The sequence below is a fragment of the Vibrio sp. Vb0349 genome (genome assembly GCF_033338975.1).
The window spans coordinates 1-17,316 of the sequence record NZ_JAWOTS010000036.1; the positions used below are offsets into that span (position 1 = coordinate 1).

16 protein-coding genes are annotated in these 17,316 nt (G+C 45.6%); 1 reads left to right on the plus strand and 15 read right to left on the minus strand.

The features are described from left to right. Nucleotides 1–141 precede the first annotated feature (141 nt). The 6 genes from csrA to pncC form a co-directional block, all read right to left on the minus strand. Entirely contained in the window at nt 142–339 is a 198-nt protein-coding gene (gene csrA / locus R7Q47_RS21315; RefSeq protein WP_004415691.1) for a carbon storage regulator CsrA, read from the minus strand. A 92-nt stretch (nt 340–431) separates the two neighbouring features. Next, nucleotides 432–1,619: an aspartate kinase gene (locus tag R7Q47_RS21320; RefSeq protein ID WP_005383803.1), complete on the minus strand. Its 1,188-nt coding sequence runs from the start codon at nt 1,617–1,619 to the stop codon at nt 432–434. Between the two features lie 212 nt (nt 1,620–1,831). Next, the gene (alaS, locus tag R7Q47_RS21325) at nt 1,832–4,414 is read right to left on the minus strand and encodes an alanine--tRNA ligase (RefSeq protein WP_005380872.1); all 2,583 of its coding nucleotides are present in this window, start codon (nt 4,412–4,414) and stop codon (nt 1,832–1,834) included. A 142-nt stretch (nt 4,415–4,556) separates the two neighbouring features. Further along, the gene (gene recX, locus R7Q47_RS21330) at nt 4,557–5,024 is read right to left on the minus strand and encodes a recombination regulator RecX (RefSeq protein ID WP_005383799.1); all 468 of its coding nucleotides are present in this window, start codon (nt 5,022–5,024) and stop codon (nt 4,557–4,559) included. Between the two features lie 127 nt (nt 5,025–5,151). Beyond that, nucleotides 5,152–6,195, minus strand: a complete 1,044-nt coding sequence (gene recA / locus R7Q47_RS21335) for a recombinase RecA (RefSeq protein ID WP_005380874.1) — start codon at nt 6,193–6,195, stop codon at nt 5,152–5,154. A gap of 200 nt (nt 6,196–6,395) precedes the next feature. Continuing rightward, complete coding sequence (gene pncC / locus R7Q47_RS21340) at nt 6,396–6,878, minus strand: nicotinamide-nucleotide amidase (protein WP_213868950.1); 483 nt, start codon at nt 6,876–6,878, stop codon at nt 6,396–6,398. 84 nt (nt 6,879–6,962) lie between these two features. Here pncC and mutS point away from each other — a divergent pair, with 84 nt between their 5' ends. Continuing rightward, nucleotides 6,963–9,524, plus strand: a complete 2,562-nt coding sequence (gene mutS, locus R7Q47_RS21345) for a DNA mismatch repair protein MutS (protein ID WP_213910021.1) — start codon at nt 6,963–6,965, stop codon at nt 9,522–9,524. An 82-nt stretch (nt 9,525–9,606) separates the two neighbouring features. Here the strand turns inward: mutS and rpoS are convergent, their stop codons facing one another. From rpoS to eno, 9 genes are all read right to left on the minus strand, one after another. After that, the gene (rpoS, locus tag R7Q47_RS21350) at nt 9,607–10,593 is read right to left on the minus strand and encodes an RNA polymerase sigma factor RpoS (protein WP_005380887.1); all 987 of its coding nucleotides are present in this window, start codon (nt 10,591–10,593) and stop codon (nt 9,607–9,609) included. Between the two features lie 80 nt (nt 10,594–10,673). Then, complete coding sequence (nlpD, locus tag R7Q47_RS21355) at nt 10,674–11,597, minus strand: murein hydrolase activator NlpD (RefSeq protein ID WP_154205037.1); 924 nt, start codon at nt 11,595–11,597, stop codon at nt 10,674–10,676. 13 nt (nt 11,598–11,610) lie between these two features. Beyond that, on the minus strand, nt 11,611–12,237 hold the full coding sequence (locus tag R7Q47_RS21360; protein WP_005380892.1) for a protein-L-isoaspartate(D-aspartate) O-methyltransferase: 627 nt from the start codon (nt 12,235–12,237) through the stop codon (nt 11,611–11,613). After that, entirely contained in the window at nt 12,237–13,013 is a 777-nt protein-coding gene (gene surE, locus R7Q47_RS21365; protein WP_005380894.1) for a 5'/3'-nucleotidase SurE, read from the minus strand. Before surE ends, R7Q47_RS21360 begins: the two co-directional genes overlap by 1 nt. After that, a complete protein-coding gene (gene truD, locus R7Q47_RS21370; protein WP_154205036.1) occupies nt 13,013–14,056 on the minus strand; it encodes a tRNA pseudouridine(13) synthase TruD in 1,044 nt (347 codons plus the stop codon). The genes surE and truD overlap by 1 nt, the downstream gene beginning before the upstream one ends. 45 nt (nt 14,057–14,101) lie before the next feature. Beyond that, on the minus strand, nt 14,102–14,578 hold the full coding sequence (gene ispF / locus R7Q47_RS21375) for a 2-C-methyl-D-erythritol 2,4-cyclodiphosphate synthase (RefSeq protein WP_005380896.1): 477 nt from the start codon (nt 14,576–14,578) through the stop codon (nt 14,102–14,104). A 14-nt stretch (nt 14,579–14,592) separates the two neighbouring features. Beyond that, nucleotides 14,593–15,300 carry a 2-C-methyl-D-erythritol 4-phosphate cytidylyltransferase gene (gene ispD / locus R7Q47_RS21380; protein WP_154205035.1) on the minus strand — a complete coding sequence of 236 codons (708 nt, stop codon included), beginning with the start codon at nt 15,298–15,300 and terminating at the stop codon, nt 14,593–14,595. A 1-nt stretch (nt 15,301) separates the two neighbouring features. Further along, nucleotides 15,302–15,583, minus strand: coding sequence for a cell division protein FtsB (gene ftsB / locus R7Q47_RS21385; RefSeq protein WP_005380907.1), 282 nt, complete (start codon nt 15,581–15,583; stop codon nt 15,302–15,304). Nucleotides 15,584–16,009: 426 nt separating this feature from the next. Further along, the gene (eno, locus tag R7Q47_RS21390) at nt 16,010–17,311 is read right to left on the minus strand and encodes a phosphopyruvate hydratase (protein WP_005383785.1); all 1,302 of its coding nucleotides are present in this window, start codon (nt 17,309–17,311) and stop codon (nt 16,010–16,012) included. Between the last annotated feature and the right edge of the window lie 5 nt (nt 17,312–17,316).

Sequence of the window (17,316 nt, forward strand, 5' to 3'; positions counted from 1 at the left end):
TAGCATGAGTAGTTTTACAGGCAAAGCCGAAACGGATGATAACCACCTACTGAAGTAGGTGGTTTAGGGCTGAAAAACTAAAAAGGCCAACCCTTCGGTTAGCCTTTTTCATTCAAACTAAGCTCTGTAAACAGGAGCGACTTAGTAGTTACCTGAAGCAACGTTGCCATTGCCTTTTTCAGCTTGAATGCGCATGTAGATTTCTTCACGATGAACTGAAACCTCTTTCGGAGCGTTAACGCCGATACGCACTTGGTTACCTTTAACACCTAGTACAGTTACAGTCACTTCATCACCAATCATCAGTGTTTCGCCTACGCGGCGAGTCAAAATTAGCATTCTTTGCTCCTTGAGTAATCTCTAAATTTTCTTGCTACAAAGCTATTATCCAACAAAAGTTATATTTTCGTAAACTACCTTGTTAGCGAAAATCAGCCTAAAAAGGCATGTTTTTGTTGAATGTTTAATGCTTCACTAGACGTAATGTAAGCATCATGCAGAATGTTTGCTGCTGTATCCACACATTCGGGTGCTAAAACTAGCATCATAGTGAGTGCATTCGTTGCGCTGAAATTGATCTCAATATCTCGCTTTGCCAACAAATCGCATGCGTGCTCTACCATTCCATTGGCCTCAAGCCCCACTGCGGTCAACAGGCTTACCACTTCACTATTACGGATTTTGTCGCTGAACACCAGATCGAACTTGGCACATGCATCTTGTTTTATCATGATACCTGCCCGTTCTGTTTCCTCGATCACATTCCAAATGTCGATACCCAACATCTGACATTGTTTTGTAGCACTAGATAAATGTTCTTTATCGACTTCGATTATGGCAAGGTCACGTTGAATGGCTATACCAGAGACGGCTTGATTGCCTAACTCCCCCTTTACCAGACTGCCTTCATTAACATCAAATGTCGAAAGCACGCGCAGTGGCACATTATTCTTCCATGCAAATTGCACTGAAGGTAAATGTAATACTTTCGCGCCTCGGCTTGCCATCGCTTCCATGGAAGGAAAATCGATAACCGCCAATTTTCGCGCGTTTTTCACTACACGTGGGTCACAAGTATAAATACCATCAACGTCGGTAAAGATTTGACACTCATCAGCGCGCAATGCGCCTGCCAGTGCCACTGCGCTCGTATCTGAGCCACCTCGACCTAATGTGGTGATATCCCCGTTCTCATTCACACCTTGAAAGCCTGCAACAATCACGATTTGGTCTTGCTCAAGCAATCCCAGAATTGTTTTAGTATCAATGTGTTTAATCGTTGCGTCATTGTGTTGATTATCCGTCACAATATTCGCCTGTGCTCCGGTAAGCGAGCGTGCAGCATGACCCAATTTATTGAGTGTCATTGCTAACAGTGCCATTGACACTTGCTCACCAGCAGAGAGCAAAACATCAAGTTCTCGAGCTGTAGGCACGCTATCTATCTGTTTAGCGAGGTCCATCAGTCTGTTTGTTTCGCCTGACATTGCAGACACGACAACAACAACTTGATTGCCATCATTTTTCGCCTTAATGATGTGTTCAGCAACTTGGTGGATTCTTTCAATTGAACCCACTGAGGTTCCGCCAAACTTTTGCACGATAAGGGGCTTTTTCACCAGTCTTCACCTTCCCAAGACCGAAGTCTCTTTAGAACTGCTTACATCTTCAGTATTTCCTTTTAGAAAAATTATATAAGCAGTAGTTACAACAAAAACCAAATAGCCTAAATGACTCGGTTAACTTTTGGTCAATTAAACCACTTGGCTGCTAAAAAAAATTACGCTCAATCAAAGAAACTTGATTGAGCGTAATTTTAGTAGTTAAAAGCTTATAAGCGCTCTTCTAACCAAGGCTGAACTGTTTTAATTGCCTCTGGTAGTGCGGCTACATCAGTACCACCAGCTTGAGCCATGTCAGGACGACCACCGCCCTTACCACCGACTTGCTCAGCAATCATCTTAACTAGATCACCAGCTTTTACTTTACCAGTTAGATCTTTAGTCACACCAGCAATCAGGCCAACCTTGTCACCTGTTACGTTGGCAAGCAGTACGACACCAGACCCCATTTGGTTCTTGATGTCATCAACCATAGTGCGTAGGTTCTTGCTGTCAGCACCTTCAAGAGCTGCGACTAGAACTTTTGTACCATTGACTTCAACCGCTTTGCCCATGATGTTAGCGCTTTCTGCTGCTGCCATCTTATCTTTTAGCTTCTGCACTTCTTTCTCTAGCGCTTTTGCTTTCTGTGCAGATTCTGCCAGTTTCTCTTCATACTTCGCGTTTTGAGCTTCAATCGCGTCTAATGCAGCCTCGCCTGTTACCGCCTCAATACGTCGAATACCTGCAGCAATGCCGCTTTCTGAAGTGATTTTGAATAGGCCAATATCACCTGTGCTTGATGCGTGAATACCACCGCAAAGCTCTGTCGAGAAGTCACCCATAGACAGTACGCGTACTTCGTCATCGTACTTCTCGCCGAATAGAGCCATTGCGCCTTTCTTCTTAGCTGACTCAATGTCCATCACGTTGGTTTCAATCGTGTGGTTGCGACGAATTTGCGCGTTAACTAGACGCTCAACTTCTTTCAGTTCTGCTGCAGTTACGGCTTCTAGATGCGAGAAGTCGAAACGTAGGTTGTCTGCCTTCACCAATGAGCCTTTCTGCGTTACGTGCTCACCTAAAACTTGGCGTAGTGCTGCGTGTAGCAAGTGCGTTGCTGAGTGGTTTAGAGAGATAGCTGCGCGACGCTCTGCGTCAACGATAGTTGCTACTTCATCACCTTTCGCTAGAACGCCTTCTGCCATTACACCGTGGTGCGCGATTGCGTTACCTAGTTTTTGAGTGTCCTCAACGCGGAATACACCAGACTCAGTACGGATTTCACCAGCGTCACCACACTGACCGCCTGACTCTGCGTAGAATGGTGTTTCACCAAGTACGATGATTGCTTTGTCGCCCGCAGATAGCGAATCTACTTCGTTGCCTTCAACGAACATCGCTGCTACAGAACTAGAGCCTTTAGTACCTGTGTAACCACAGAATTCTGTTTGCGTATCAACTTTGATTGCTGCGTTATAGTCAGTACCGAAGTTACCCGCTTCACGCGCACGTTGACGCTGCTCTTCCATCGCTTTCTCGAAACCTTCTTCGTCGATTGCGAACTCACGCTCACGTGCTACGTCGTTAGTTAAGTCAGCTGGGAAGCCGTAAGTATCGTAAAGTTTAAATACGGTTTCGCCGTCTAGTACTTTACCGTCTAGGTTATCTAGTGCTTCGTTTAGAATCGCCATACCGCGCTCAAGTGTACGACCAAAGTTTTCTTCTTCGATACGCAGTACTTTTTCAACCACAGCTTGTTGACGCTTCAGCTCTTCACCAGCCGTACCCATGATGTCAGCTAGAACGCCAACCAACTTGTGGAAGAATGCACCTTGTGCGCCCAGCTTGTTACCGTGACGAACTGCACGACGGATGATACGGCGTAATACGTAACCTCGACCTTCGTTTGAAGGCATAACGCCATCCACGATCAGGAATGAACATGAACGGATGTGGTCAGCGATAACGCGTAGTGATTGGTTTGATAGGTCTTCGTAACCGATCACTTCTGCTGCTGCTTTGATAAGAGCTTGGAATACATCGATTTCGTAGTTTGAGTGAACGCCCTGCATGATTGCAGAGATACGCTCGATACCCATACCAGTATCTACCGATGGTTTTGGTAGCGGTTCCATAGTCCCGTCTGCGTGACGGTTGAACTGCATGAATACGTTGTTCCAGATCTCGATGAAACGGTCACCATCTTCTTCAGGCGTGCCAGGACGGCCACCCCAGATGTGCTCACCGTGATCGTAGAAGATTTCAGTACATGGACCACAAGGGCCAGTGTCGCCCATTTGCCAGAAGTTATCAGACTCGTACGGCTTGCCGCCTTCTTTATCACCAATGCGAACAATACGATCAGCGGGTACGCCAACTTTCTTGTTCCAGATGTCAAACGCTTCGTCATCGGTTTCGTAAACAGTTACCAATAAACGATCCGCTGGCAGTTTAAGAACTTCGGTTAGGAATTCCCAAGCAAAGGAGATCGCATCTTCTTTGAAGTAATCGCCAAAGCTGAAGTTGCCTAACATTTCAAAGAATGTGTGGTGACGAGCAGTAAAGCCAACATTTTCTAGGTCGTTATGTTTACCACCAGCACGTACGCAACGCTGAGCCGTAGTCGCTCGAGTGTAGGCTCGTTTTTCTAAGCCTAAGAAACAATCTTTAAATTGGTTCATACCTGCGTTTGTGAACAGCAGGGTTGGGTCGTTATGTGGAACTAACGATGAACTTTCTACGATTTGGTGTCCTTTGCTCTCAAAGAACTTGAGGAACGCGTTACGAACCTCATCAGTGCTCATGTACATGCAGCTCTTCCTGAAAATAGTCGAGTTAGAATTTTGCCGTATTGTAGATCATGCAAACAGCTGAGACTAGTTTTCTTGAGGAAAAGAGGGAGTAGGAGAAAAAATTTGAAGCAAAACAAAAATCAGTGCGGACGACTGACCGTTAATCTTCGTCCTCAAAGTTCAGCGCGTAGCTGATTTGGTCAAAACTGTAGCCACGATATTGCAGAAATCGCACCTGTTTAGCGTACTCTTTCTGGTCTTTGGCTTTAATACCTTTGAATTTCTTTTCTGCCGCCTGTTTAGCCAGTTCAAACCAATCTTGCGGCTCTTCAGCCATAGCTTGCTCAATCACCGATTCCGCAACACGCTTCTGGTTTAACTCTTGACGAATTCGACGCTCTCCATGTCCTTTGTATACATGCTGTCTAATTTGACTCTTCGCGTAACGTAAATCATCTAGATAATTATGGTCTAGGCAAAAATTAATTGCGATGTCGATGTCTGATTCTTCATAGCCCTTCATCGATAATTTTTGGTAAAGCTCATACTGACCATGATCGCGACGGCTAAGCAATTGGATAGCTGCCTCTTTGCTCGATAATGTTGGCGCCTGGCGTTTTTGGTACATGATGATCCTAAAAGTATTTTTGCTGTACAGGCTCTCAATGGCCTTTGTGATAATTCGATTTTTGATTTCAATAGATACAACAAAGCCCCGCATTGCAGGGCTTTGTCATTTATTAATCTATGAGAGATTAAAACTCTTCAGCTTGCTCTGGCGCTTCACCAGCTTCAGGCGCTTCCGCAAGTGCTGGCGCTAGCAACATTTCACGCAGTTTTGTATCGATAGTTTTAGCCACTTCAGGGTGCTCACGCAGGTAGTTACACGCATTCGCTTTACCTTGACCAATCTTATCGCCATTGTAGCTATACCAAGCACCGGCTTTTTCAACTAACTTGTGCTTCACACCTAGATCGACAAGTTCACCTTCGCGGTTAAAGCCTTGGCCGTACATGATTTGTGTGTTTGCTTCTTTAAATGGTGCTGCAATCTTATTCTTAACAACTTTGATGCGCGTTTCGTTACCTACGACTTCGTCACCTTCTTTGATTGCGCCAGTACGACGGATATCTAGACGAACAGAAGCGTAGAACTTAAGTGCGTTACCACCTGTTGTTGTTTCTGGGTTACCAAACATCACACCAATCTTCATACGGATTTGGTTGATGAAGATACACATACAGTTAGACTGCTTTAGGTTACCCGTTAGCTTACGCATTGCTTGAGAAAGCATACGTGCTTGCAGACCCATGTGGCTATCGCCCATTTCGCCTTCGATTTCTGCTTTCGGTGTTAGTGCTGCGACAGAGTCGACAACCATAACATCGATAGCACCAGAACGTGCAAGTGCGTCACAGATCTCTAGCGCTTGCTCACCTGTGTCTGGCTGAGAAACTAGCAATGCATCGATATCAACGCCAAGTTTCTTCGCGTATACAGGATCTAGAGCGTGCTCTGCATCGATAAACGCACACGTTTTGCCTTCACGTTGTGCAGCAGCAATAAGCTCAAGGGTTAGCGTTGTTTTACCTGAAGATTCTGGACCGTAGATTTCTACGATACGACCCATTGGTAGACCACCAGCACCCAAAGCGATATCAAGAGAAAGAGAACCCGTTGAGATGGTTTCTACGTCCATTGCGCGGTTATCACCAAGGCGCATGATAGAGCCTTTACCGAATTGCTTTTCAATTTGACCTAGCGCAGCGGCGAGCGCTTTCTGTTTGTTCTCGTCCATTACTTTCTCCGATTTATTCATCTTCTTTGGGCGACGAATAGTAATTCATTTTTCTTAAGCAGAAGAACTGCTCAGCAATGAAAGTTATTATACTGTTGATTCATACAGTGTCCATACCTGTATGAAAAAAATTTGGCTGACCTAAAGTCATGATTTGCTCTAGCCCTTATCAATGCTGGGCTAAAACAATTTAAGAAATTCTAGAGTAGATGTTGATACAATTGAGTCAGCGCATGCTCGACCGCTTTTTTGCGAACTTCTGCACGGTCACCAGTAAAATGCATGGTTTCGACTTGCTGCCAACTTTGGTTATCAGCAAAAGCAAAGCAGACCATGCCGACTGGTTTCTCTTCACTGCCACCACCCGGCCCTGCAATACCACTGATGGACACACCGATGGTCGCATCGGAGTTTTTAATTGCACCCTGTACCATTTCAATCACAACTGGCTCACTCACTGCACCATGCGCTTCTAACGTTGAAGCTTGCACACCAAGCATCTCCATTTTCGCTTCATTACTGTAGGTGACAAACGCACGGTCAAGCCACGCTGAACTACCAGCAATGTCAGTAATGGCGGTTGCAACACCACCACCTGTGCATGATTCTGCGGTCGTTAAAAGATGCCCGTGTTTAGCCAATAATGCGCCTAAATCGGCACTCAATTTTGTTGTTTTTTCCATAGCCAAAATGCCCTTTGTCTCTTTTTACTTGATAGGGATTCACGTATCCTAAGCCGCTACGGAAATAAACAAAAGAACTTACCTGTGAAAGCTGAACAAAAACACACTCCGATGATGCAGCAATACCTCAAGCTAAAAGCTGAGAACCCAGAGATTTTGCTGTTCTACCGCATGGGCGATTTCTACGAACTCTTTTACGATGATGCCAAGCGAGCTTCTCAGCTTCTTGATATTTCATTGACCAAACGTGGTGCGTCTGCAGGTGAACCTATCCCAATGGCGGGTGTGCCATTTCACGCCGTAGAGGGCTACCTGGCAAAACTTGTTCAGCTTGGTGAGTCTGTGGCGATCTGTGAACAGATTGGCGATCCGGCCACCAGCAAGGGCCCGGTAGAACGTAAAGTTGTGCGTATCGTGACACCAGGTACTGTGACGGATGAAGCGCTGCTTTCTGAGCGTGTCGATAACTTAATCGCAGCAATTTACCATCACAACGGTAAGTTCGGTTATGCGACGCTGGATGTCACCTCTGGTCGCTTCCAACTGACAGAACCAGAAACTGAAGAAGCGATGACAGCCGAGCTTCAACGCACTGCACCACGTGAGCTACTGTTCCCAGAAGATTTTGAACCTGTACATTTAATGGCGAGCCGCAATGGTAACCGTCGTCGCCCAGTCTGGGAGTTTGAGCTTGATACGGCTAAGCAACAACTCAATCAACAATTTGGCACAAAAGATCTGGTTGGTTTTGGTGTAGAACATGCGTCCTTAGGGCTGTGTGCTGCTGGTTGTTTGATCCAGTACGTAAAAGATACTCAACGTACGGCTTTACCTCATATTCGCTCTTTAACGTTTGATCATCAGGATCAATCCGTCATCCTTGATGCTGCTACCCGACGTAATCTGGAAATTACTCAAAATCTAGCAGGCGGAACCGATAACACGCTCGCTGCAGTACTCGACCATTGTGCAACTCCGATGGGCAGCCGAATGCTGAAGCGTTGGTTGCATCAGCCTATGCGTTGCATTGAAACGTTAAACAATCGCCTTGATGCGATTGGTGAGATTAAAGAACAAGCTCTGTTTGCCGATCTTCAACCAACGTTAAAGCAAATTGGTGATATTGAACGTATCTTAGCGCGCCTTGCATTACGCTCTGCTCGCCCTCGCGATATGGCTAGACTTCGCAATGCCATGCAACAGCTACCAGAGCTAGAATCTGTCACCGCTTCTTTGACCCATCCGTACCTAACGAAATTGGCGAAGTATGCAGCTCCGATTGACGAAGTATGTGACCTGTTAGAACGCGCGATTAAAGAAAATCCGCCGGTTGTTATTCGTGATGGTGGCGTCATCGCTGAAGGCTACAATGCGGAGCTCGATGAATGGCGAAAATTGGCAGACGGTGCAACAGAATATCTTGAGCAGCTTGAGCGAGATGAGCGTGAACGACACGGTATCGATACGCTTAAAGTAGGCTATAACAACGTTCATGGCTTCTTTATCCAAGTGAGCCGTGGCCAGAGCCATTTGGTTCCACCGCATTATGTACGTCGCCAAACACTCAAAAACGCTGAACGCTACATCATCCCAGAGCTTAAGGAACACGAAGACAAAGTACTTAACTCGAAGTCTAAAGCGTTAGCACTTGAGAAACAGTTGTGGGAAGAACTGTTTGATCTATTGATGCCAAACCTTGAGAAGCTGCAAAACCTAGCTTCTGCTCTGTCTCAGCTAGATGTATTACAAAACCTAGCAGAGCGTGCAGATTCGTTAGATTACTGCCGCCCAACGCTTGTGAAAGACGCAGGAATTCACATTCAAGCTGGCCGTCATCCAGTCGTAGAACAAGTAACAACAGAGCCGTTCATCGCGAACCCAATTGAGCTTAACCCAGCCCGTAAGATGTTGATCATCACCGGTCCAAACATGGGTGGTAAATCAACCTACATGCGTCAAACTGCGCTGATTGCATTGATGGCACATATCGGCTCTTATGTACCGGCAGAATCCGCACAGATTGGTTCTTTAGATCGTATATTTACTCGTATTGGTGCATCAGATGATCTTGCATCTGGCCGCTCGACCTTCATGGTAGAAATGACCGAAACAGCCAATATTCTTCACAACGCAACTAAGAACAGTTTGGTGCTAATGGATGAAATCGGACGCGGTACTAGTACTTACGACGGTCTGTCTTTAGCTTGGGCAAGTGCGGAATGGCTCGCAACACAAATTGGTGCGATGACCCTATTTGCAACCCACTACTTCGAATTAACAGAGTTACCGAACCAACTGCCAAGCTTAGCGAACGTTCACTTGGATGCCGTAGAACATGGAGACAGCATTGCCTTTATGCACGCAGTTCAAGAAGGTGCGGCAAATAAGTCTTACGGCTTGGCTGTTGCGGGCTTAGCTGGCGTACCAAAAACGGTCATCAAAAATGCGCGTAACAAGCTATCTCAGCTAGAGCAACTGGGGCAAAACAGTGACACACCGCGTCCAAGTGCAGTAGATGTGGCTAACCAGTTGAGCCTGATTCCAGAGCCTAGCGAGGTCGAACAAGCTCTGTCAGGTATTGATCCTGACGACTTAACGCCACGCCAAGCTCTTGAAGAGCTGTATCGCTTGAAGAAGATGCTGTAAACAGACTCACACCAACGAGCAAAAAAGAAAAAAGGCTATGGGGAACCATAGCCTTTTGCGTATCTAGTGAAATACGGATTATTTAATCGTCTTCTACGTTAAATAAGTTTTCCATATTCAAACCTTGTTTGATTAGGACTTCACGAAGACGACGTAAACCTTCCACTTGTATTTGACGTACTCGCTCACGTGTCAGACCAATCTCTCGACCAACTTCTTCCAGCGTCGAAGGCTCGTAGCCTAGTAGGCCGAAGCGACGTGCAAGTACTTCTTTCTGTTTCGGATTCAACTCTTCTAACCAATGAATCAACGATGATTTGATGTCGTCATCTTGAGTCGAAACTTCTGGATCAGAGTTGTTTGCATCAGGAATAATATCCAGCAGCGCTTTCTCACCGTCACCACCGATTGGCGTGTCGACAGAGCTAATACGCTCATTAAGGCGTAGCATTTTGCTTACGTCTTCGACTGGAATATCTAATTGAGCAGCAATTTCTTCTGCGGTCGGTTCGTGATCGAGCTTTTGAGAAAGTTCACGCGCAGTACGCAGATAAATGTTCAGCTCTTTCACTACGTGGATAGGTAGACGGATCGTGCGAGTTTGGTTCATCAACGCTCGCTCTATCGTTTGTCGGATCCACCATGTTGCGTAAGTAGAGAAACGGAAACCACGTTCTGGGTCGAATTTTTCGACCGCTCGGATCAAGCCGAGGTTACCTTCTTCAATCAGATCGAGTAGTGCTAGACCACGGTTACTGTATCGACGAGAAATCTTAACAACCAAACGTAGGTTACTTTCGATCATACGTTTGCGTGCCGCTTCGTCGCCACGTAGGGCGCGTCTTGCGTAAAGCACTTCTTCTTCGGCAGTAAGTAAAGGTGAGAAGCCAATTTCGCCCAAATACAACTGAGTTGCATCTAAGCTTTTACTGCTCGCGTCAAATTCTTCACGCGCAGTCGCTTTGCTTTCTGTGGATGATGATCTTTCGAGTTCGTTATCAATGGTCTTCACTGACGCATTGTCAAATGCAAACTCTTCAACTTTGGTTACTGTGTTGCTGATACTCATAACGCCTCCCCCTGGCGAGTTAGCAAGACATGACAACTCAATATGTCGCTAAATGATGTCGCAAGTTGTTTTTCAAAGTTTTAAGGCAAATAGCGTTTTGGATTCACTGATTTACCTTGATAGCGAATTTCAAAGTGTAGTTTGACCGACTTTGCACCTGAACTACCCATGGTGGCGATTTTTTGTCCGCTTTTTACGCTTTGTCCTTCTGTGACCAGCAGTTTGTCATTATGTGCGTATGCGCTTAAATAATTGTCGTTATGCTTTACTATAATTAAGTTGCCATAACCTCGTAGCGCATTGCCTGAATAAACGACTGTGCCGGCTGCGGTTGAAACGATAGGTTGACCACGCTGTCCTGCGATGTCGATACCTTTATTTCCCTGTTCTCCCGCCGAAAAGTTCTTGATTACTCTCCCTTTTGTTGGCCACAACCACTTTGAGACTTTATCACTCTTTGCTGTGGTAGTTGGCGCTTTTTGCTTCACTTTTGGGTTATCTTTTGAACCAACATACTCCTTTGTTTTCGATTGTTCAACCTTCTTTGGAGGCTGTTTTTGTACGACTTTAGGCTTAGTCTCTGTAGGTTTTTGACTAGAGTTTTTACTCGAAGGTTTAGGTTTAGAGGCTGTTGATGTTTTCGTCACTGGAGCTGGGGGTGTCGTAACAACAGGAGCCATAACGGGTTCAACTTTTTGACCATATTTAGGGGCGACATATTTCGGAGCCCAAAGTTTTAGCCTCTGTCCTGGGTAGATAGTGTAAGGCTGAGTTAACTCATTGTAACGAACAAGATCATTTACATCTTTATCTGTGACATAAGCTATGAAGTAAAGCGTATCGCCTTTTTTTACCTCATAATAACTCCCTCTGTAGCTCCCTCTTTCAAGGCTTGAATAGTCTTTTTTTAGGCTAGAGACAGGTGCAGGGGAATGCGCTGCACAACCAACTAGTCCTGCAGCAAACACAAAGCTAATACCAATATGACGTAGTAACTTATTCACCTATCCCTAACCCTTAAGCTAAATCACCCGCAACCAGAGGTACGAACCGAACCATTTCTACAACGGTAGAGAGATATTCGTCTCCCTTACGCTCTATTTTTAATAACTGTTGTTCCGTATCTCCAACAGGAATGACCATTTTGCCGCCATCTCTTAATTGTGAGAGAAGAGCTTGGGGAATCACTTCAGCGGCAGCGGTAACAATGATAGCATCGAAAGGACCTCTCGCTTCCCAGCCCTGCCACCCATCAGCATGCTTAGTTGAAACATTGTAAATATCCAATTGCTTCAGGCGACGCTTTGCTTCCCATTGCAACGATTTAATTCGCTCAACGGAGTATACATGATCAACAATTTGCGCCAGTACCGCAGTTTGATAACCCGATCCCGTTCCGATTTCCAGAACACGACTCGCCGGTTCTAGCTCAAGCAACTCGGTCATACGAGCAACGATATAAGGCTGAGAAATAGTTTGTCCCTGACCAATTGGTAACGCATTGTTATCATAGGCTTGGTGCATCATCGCTTGAGAAACAAAGCTTTCTCGTGGCAAGCGTTGGATAGCATCCAGAACTCTTTGGTCTTTGATGCCACTGGAGATAAGAAACGCTATCAACCTGTCAGCATGTGGGTTACTCATTACTTCTCTTCCTTTAACCAACTATCCATAGCACGCAGCGACTCGTGAGCGGTGAGATCAACTTGCAGAGGCGTCATTGAAACTCGGCCATGCTCAATTGCATAAAAGTCCGTGCCCTCTCCTGCATCTTGCTCCTTTCCTGGTGGCCCTAACCAATAAATGTCATGGCCTCTCGGATCTTTCTGCTTGATCATATTCTCTGCGTGATGACGTGCACCTAAACGAGTAACTTCAATTTCACCTAAATTCTCTGATGGTAAGTCAGGCACGTTTACGTTCAGTAGACGATTCGTTGGAATCGGCGACGCTAAATGCTGTTGTACAATTTGACGTGCAATTTTAGCGGCGGATTCGAAATGTCGCTTACCCACTAGAGAAAAAGCCACCGACTGAACGCCAAGGAAATGACCTTCCATGGCTGCTGCTACTGTTCCAGAATAAAGAACATCATCACCCAAATTAGCGCCATGGTTGATTCCTGACAGAACAAGATCAGGCAAATCATCTTTCATTAGCTCATTCAGCGCGAAATGCACACAATCCGTGGGCGTGCCTTGCACTGAGTAGATATTTGGGGCAATTTCAGTCACGCGTAATGGTTGTTCTAATGTGAGTGAATTCGAAGCACCTGAACGATTTCGATCAGGTGCGACAATGGTCACTTCAGCGATATCTCTCAACTCATCAGCGAGGGCATGAATCCCTTGAGCATGAACACCATCATCATTGCTGATTAAGACTCTTAAGGGCTTCGGGTTTCGTGAATCCTGTTCCATTAGTATTCTCTTTCTACTTCAACCTCATTAACTAACTCACGAACAATAGAGGTCGCAAAAGATCCCGCATCCAGTGAGAAAGTCAGCGTAATGTTGTTACCTTCAACCGTCCAAGCTAAATCTTTTGGCTTTAGCGCAATATCGCGACGGTCGTGGCGCATGCGATTACCACGAATCAGCGCCATGAGGTCAGGCTCTTCGTCTAAAAACGGTTGCTCTAATGCCAGAGCCTCGGCTTGAGTAGGCAGTGCATTATCGCCAGCAAGCGCAGCGGTAATTGCCGCTTCACCTTGCGCAAATTGCACTTGCAGAGCAGCAATGTTGTTTGCATCAATCAACTGAGTGCCAGAATTCGTCTGCGCAATGTCACCATCAATGAACTTATCAAACACACCATTCTCTAGACGAGCTGAAACGATACGGTTGAAAATCCACGAACGAGCCGCTGATAAATACATGCTTCGCTTGTTTTGATTGCGGGTACGAACGTTTTCGCGTCCCCATCGACGTGCTTCTTCAAGGTTGTTGCCATCGTTACCAAAACGCTGACTACCAAAGTAATTTGGCACACCAACTTGTTTCACTTTTTCAAGACGTTGCTCTACATCCGCTATATCTGTCACTTCAGACAAAGTAACCACGAACTCGTTCCCGACTAGGTCACCAGGACGCAGTTTTTTATTGTGACGATCTGTTGCAAGGATTTCGATACTTGGGTATTGAGCCAAAAACGCTGAAAAATCTGGCGTTTCACCTTTTGGTAAATGGACACTTAACCACTGTTCCGTCACCGCATGACGGTCTTTAAGACCCGCCCAGCTAACGTCTTTCGACTTAACACCACAGGCTTTTGCTAACTCGTTAGCAACGAAGCTGGTGTTCTCGCCCGTTTTACGGATACGAACCATTAAGTGCTCGCCTTCGCCCGTAAAGGCAAAACCTAAATCTTCGCGAACCTGAAAATGCTCTGGCTGCGCTTTAATTTTTGCCGATGCAACTGGCTTACCCGTTAGGTAAGCCAATGAAGATAAAATGTCTGACATGATGTGTTTCCGCTGATATCACAGCTTAGAGGAGCAAATTGCTAGTTATTGCTTAAACAGAAGTACAACGGCTTCCGTTGCAATGCCTTCTTTGCGTCCAGTAAAACCGAGACGTTCTGTCGTCGTCGCTTTTACGTTAATGTTACTAATGTCGGTTTCTAGGTCTTCGGCTATCGCCGCACACATTGCGTCAATGTGTGGTGCCATTTTAGGCGCTTGTGCCATGATGGTTACATCAGCATTGCCGAGACGGTAACCTTGCTCTTTGACTCGACGGTAAACGTCTTTCAGTAATTCACGACTGTTTGCGCCTTTCCATTTATCATCCGTATCTGGGAAATGACGACCAATATCGCCGGCAGCAATCGCGCCCAGCAGAGCATCCGTTAACGCATGCAACGCTACATCGCCATCTGAGTGTGCAATCAAACCTTGCTCATAAGGGATTGCTACACCACCAATAATGACTGGGCCTTCACCACCGAATTTATGTACATCGAAACCATGACCAATTCGAATCATTTTCTATCCTTTCTTTATTCGCCGCGCTCACGGCTTAGATAAAACTCGGCTAACGCAAGGTCTTCTGGCTGAGTGATTTTTATATTGTTCGCATTCCCTTGAACTAAGGCTGGCTTCTCGCCTAACCACTCCAAAGCCGAGGCTTCATCAGTAATAGTTACACCCTGTTCTAATGCGTCAGCCAGTGCTTGAGTAAGCTGCTGAGTTTTAAACATTTGTGGAGTCAGTGCATGCCACAATGCTTCTCTATCTACCGTATGATCGATATCTTGCATTGCGTTTGCTCGCTTCATTGTATCTCTCACAGGAGATGCGAGAATGCCACCCGTTGAGTGGGCGCAGCAAACATCAATCAAACGGTCAATGTCGGATGTTAATACACATGGCCTTGCAGCGTCGTGAACTAATACCCACTCGCTTTCCAGATGCTCATTGACATAGTTTAGCCCTGATAACACAGAGTCTGCTCTTTCTTTACCACCAGCTACACGAATCACATCTGGGTGCTTAGCAATGGACAATTCTGGGTAATATGGGTCGCCGTCAGTAACGGCAACGACAACCTTAGAAATATTTGGGTGAGAAAGCAGTTTCTCTACGGTATGTTCCAGTACCGCTTTACCTTCGATCAATAAATATTGCTTAGGGCGATCTGCCTTCATTCTGCTACCCACACCCGCAGCTGGCACAATTGCGATATGCGATGAGTTCATATCCAACATTTTAATGGTTTTCCTCACCTATAATGCGGTAAAAAGTCTCGCCATCTTTAACTAAACCGAGCTCATGACGCGCACGTTCTTCAATCGCATCAAGACCTTGCCTTAAGTCATCAATCTCAGCGAACATTTCATTGTTGCGAGCTTGTAGCTTGCTGTTCACTTGTTGCTGAACTTCAATTTCATCTTTTACTGTGTAGTAGTCAGACACTCCGTTTTTACCAAACCATAGAGTGTATTGAAGCAAGCCAAACAGTAGCGTAAGGGCTATAACAAAGATTCGCATATCGCTGCTAACATTCTGTACCGGAAGGAATTAGATAAGGTGACATATATAGCATAAATGCGAGGTTGCCTCTAGGGGAGAAAGGGAGACTCACACGCTCCTTACAAGAAATAAGCAGCAAAATGAAACAAGCTCATAGGAAGCGCTCCTTACCCATGACCAAAGTAAGAGCCAAAAATACAAACCTATAAATACAAAAAACCGCCGTAGCGATGGTTTCAAAAAGCTATTTAGCGAAACTTTGCTCAATAAGAATTAAGCTTGATCTTTAACTTCTTTGAGACCGCTTACTTGAAACATGGAGGAGCGCGCTCACTTGAAACATGGAGGAGTGCGCTCACTTAGCGCTTCCGTTATATAAAAAAACACCCCGCCAAAGCAGGGTGTTTTAAAAGCTTTAAGTTAAGCTGCTAATTCAGTGAAGAATTAAGCTTGACCTTTAACTTCTTTAAGACCGTTGAAAGGAGCGCGCTCACCTAGAGCTTCCTCGATACGGATTAGCTGGTTGTACTTAGCAACACGGTCAGAACGGCTCATAGAACCAGTTTTGATTTGACCTGCTGCTGTACCTACCGCTAGGTCAGCGATAGTTGCATCTTCAGTTTCGCCAGAACGGTGAGAGATTACTGCTGTGTAACCTGCGTCTTTAGCCATCTTGATTGCAGCTAGAGTCTCAGTTAGAGAACCGATTTGGTTGAACTTGATAAGGATAGAGTTAGCTACGCCTTTCTCGATACCTTCAGCAAGGATCTTAGTGTTAGTAACGAATAGATCGTCACCTACTAGTTGAAGCTTGTCACCTAGTAGTTCAGTTTGGTGCTTGAAGCCATCCCAGTCAGACTCGTCTAGACCGTCTTCGATAGAAACGATTGGGAATTGGTTAGCTAGCTCAGCTAGGTAGTGGTTGAACTCTTCAGAAGTGAAAGTTTTACCTTCGCCTTTCATGTTGTAGATGCCAGCTTCTTTGTCGAAGAACTCAGATGCAGCACAGTCCATAGCTAGAGTAACGTCTTTACCTAGTTCGTAACCAGCAGCTGCAACAGCTTCTGCGATAACTTCTAGAGCTTCAGCGTTAGATTTAAGGTTAGGAGCGAAACCACCTTCATCACCAACTGCAGTGCTGTAGCCTTTAGACTTAAGAACTTTAGCTAGGTTGTGGAATACTTCTGCACCGATACGTAGACCTTCTTTAAGAGTCTTAGCGCCAACTGGTTGGATCATGAACTCTTGGATGTCAACGTTGTTGTCTGCGTGCTCACCACCGTTGATGATGTTCATCATTGGTAGAGGCATAGAGAACTGACCTGCAGTGCCGTTTAGCTCAGCGATGTGCTCGTATAGAGGCATGCCTTTCGCAGCAGCAGCAGCTTTAGCGTTTGCTAGAGAAACAGCTAGGATAGCGTTAGCACCGAATTTAGATTTGTTTTCAGTGCCGTCTAGTTCGATCATTACTGCGTCGATTGCAGCTTGGTCTTTAGCGTCTTTGCCAACTAGAGCTTCAGCGATTGGGCCGTTTACAGCTTCAACTGCTTTAAGAACACCTTTACCTAGGAAACGTGCTTTGTCACCGTCACGTAGCTCAAGAGCTTCGCGAGAACCAGTAGATGCGCCAGATGGAGCTGCCGCCATACCTACGAAACCGCCTTCTAGGTGTACTTCAGCTTCTACAGTTGGGTTACCACGTGAGTCGATGATTTCACGACCTAGAACTTTAACGATCTTAGACATTAATG

Excerpts from the sequence above, each read along its gene's own strand:
- alaS (WP_005380872.1), bottom strand. The coding sequence starts at position 4,414 with ATGTACATGAGCACTGATGAGGTTCGTAACGCGTTCCTCAAGTTCTTT.
- pncC (WP_213868950.1), bottom strand. The coding sequence starts at position 6,878 with ATGGAAAAAACAACAAAATTGAGTGCCGATTTAGGCGCATTATTGGCT.
- truD (WP_154205036.1), bottom strand. The coding sequence starts at position 14,056 with ATGTCAGACATTTTATCTTCATTGGCTTACCTAACGGGTAAGCCAGTT.
- ispF (WP_005380896.1), bottom strand. The coding sequence starts at position 14,578 with ATGATTCGAATTGGTCATGGTTTCGATGTACATAAATTCGGTGGTGAA.
- recX (WP_005383799.1), bottom strand. The coding sequence starts at position 5,024 with ATGTACCAAAAACGCCAGGCGCCAACATTATCGAGCAAAGAGGCAGCT.
- eno (WP_005383785.1), bottom strand. The coding sequence starts at position 17,311 with ATGTCTAAGATCGTTAAAGTTCTAGGTCGTGAAATCATCGACTCACGT.
- R7Q47_RS21360 (WP_005380892.1), bottom strand. The coding sequence starts at position 12,237 with ATGAGTAACCCACATGCTGACAGGTTGATAGCGTTTCTTATCTCCAGT.
- rpoS (WP_005380887.1), bottom strand. The coding sequence starts at position 10,593 with ATGAGTATCAGCAACACAGTAACCAAAGTTGAAGAGTTTGCATTTGAC.
- ftsB (WP_005380907.1), bottom strand. The coding sequence starts at position 15,583 with ATGCGAATCTTTGTTATAGCCCTTACGCTACTGTTTGGCTTGCTTCAA.
- csrA (WP_004415691.1), bottom strand. The coding sequence starts at position 339 with ATGCTAATTTTGACTCGCCGCGTAGGCGAAACACTGATGATTGGTGAT.
- surE (WP_005380894.1), bottom strand. The coding sequence starts at position 13,013 with ATGGAACAGGATTCACGAAACCCGAAGCCCTTAAGAGTCTTAATCAGC.
- ispD (WP_154205035.1), bottom strand. The coding sequence starts at position 15,300 with ATGTTGGATATGAACTCATCGCATATCGCAATTGTGCCAGCTGCGGGT.
- recA (WP_005380874.1), bottom strand. The coding sequence starts at position 6,195 with ATGGACGAGAACAAACAGAAAGCGCTCGCCGCTGCGCTAGGTCAAATT.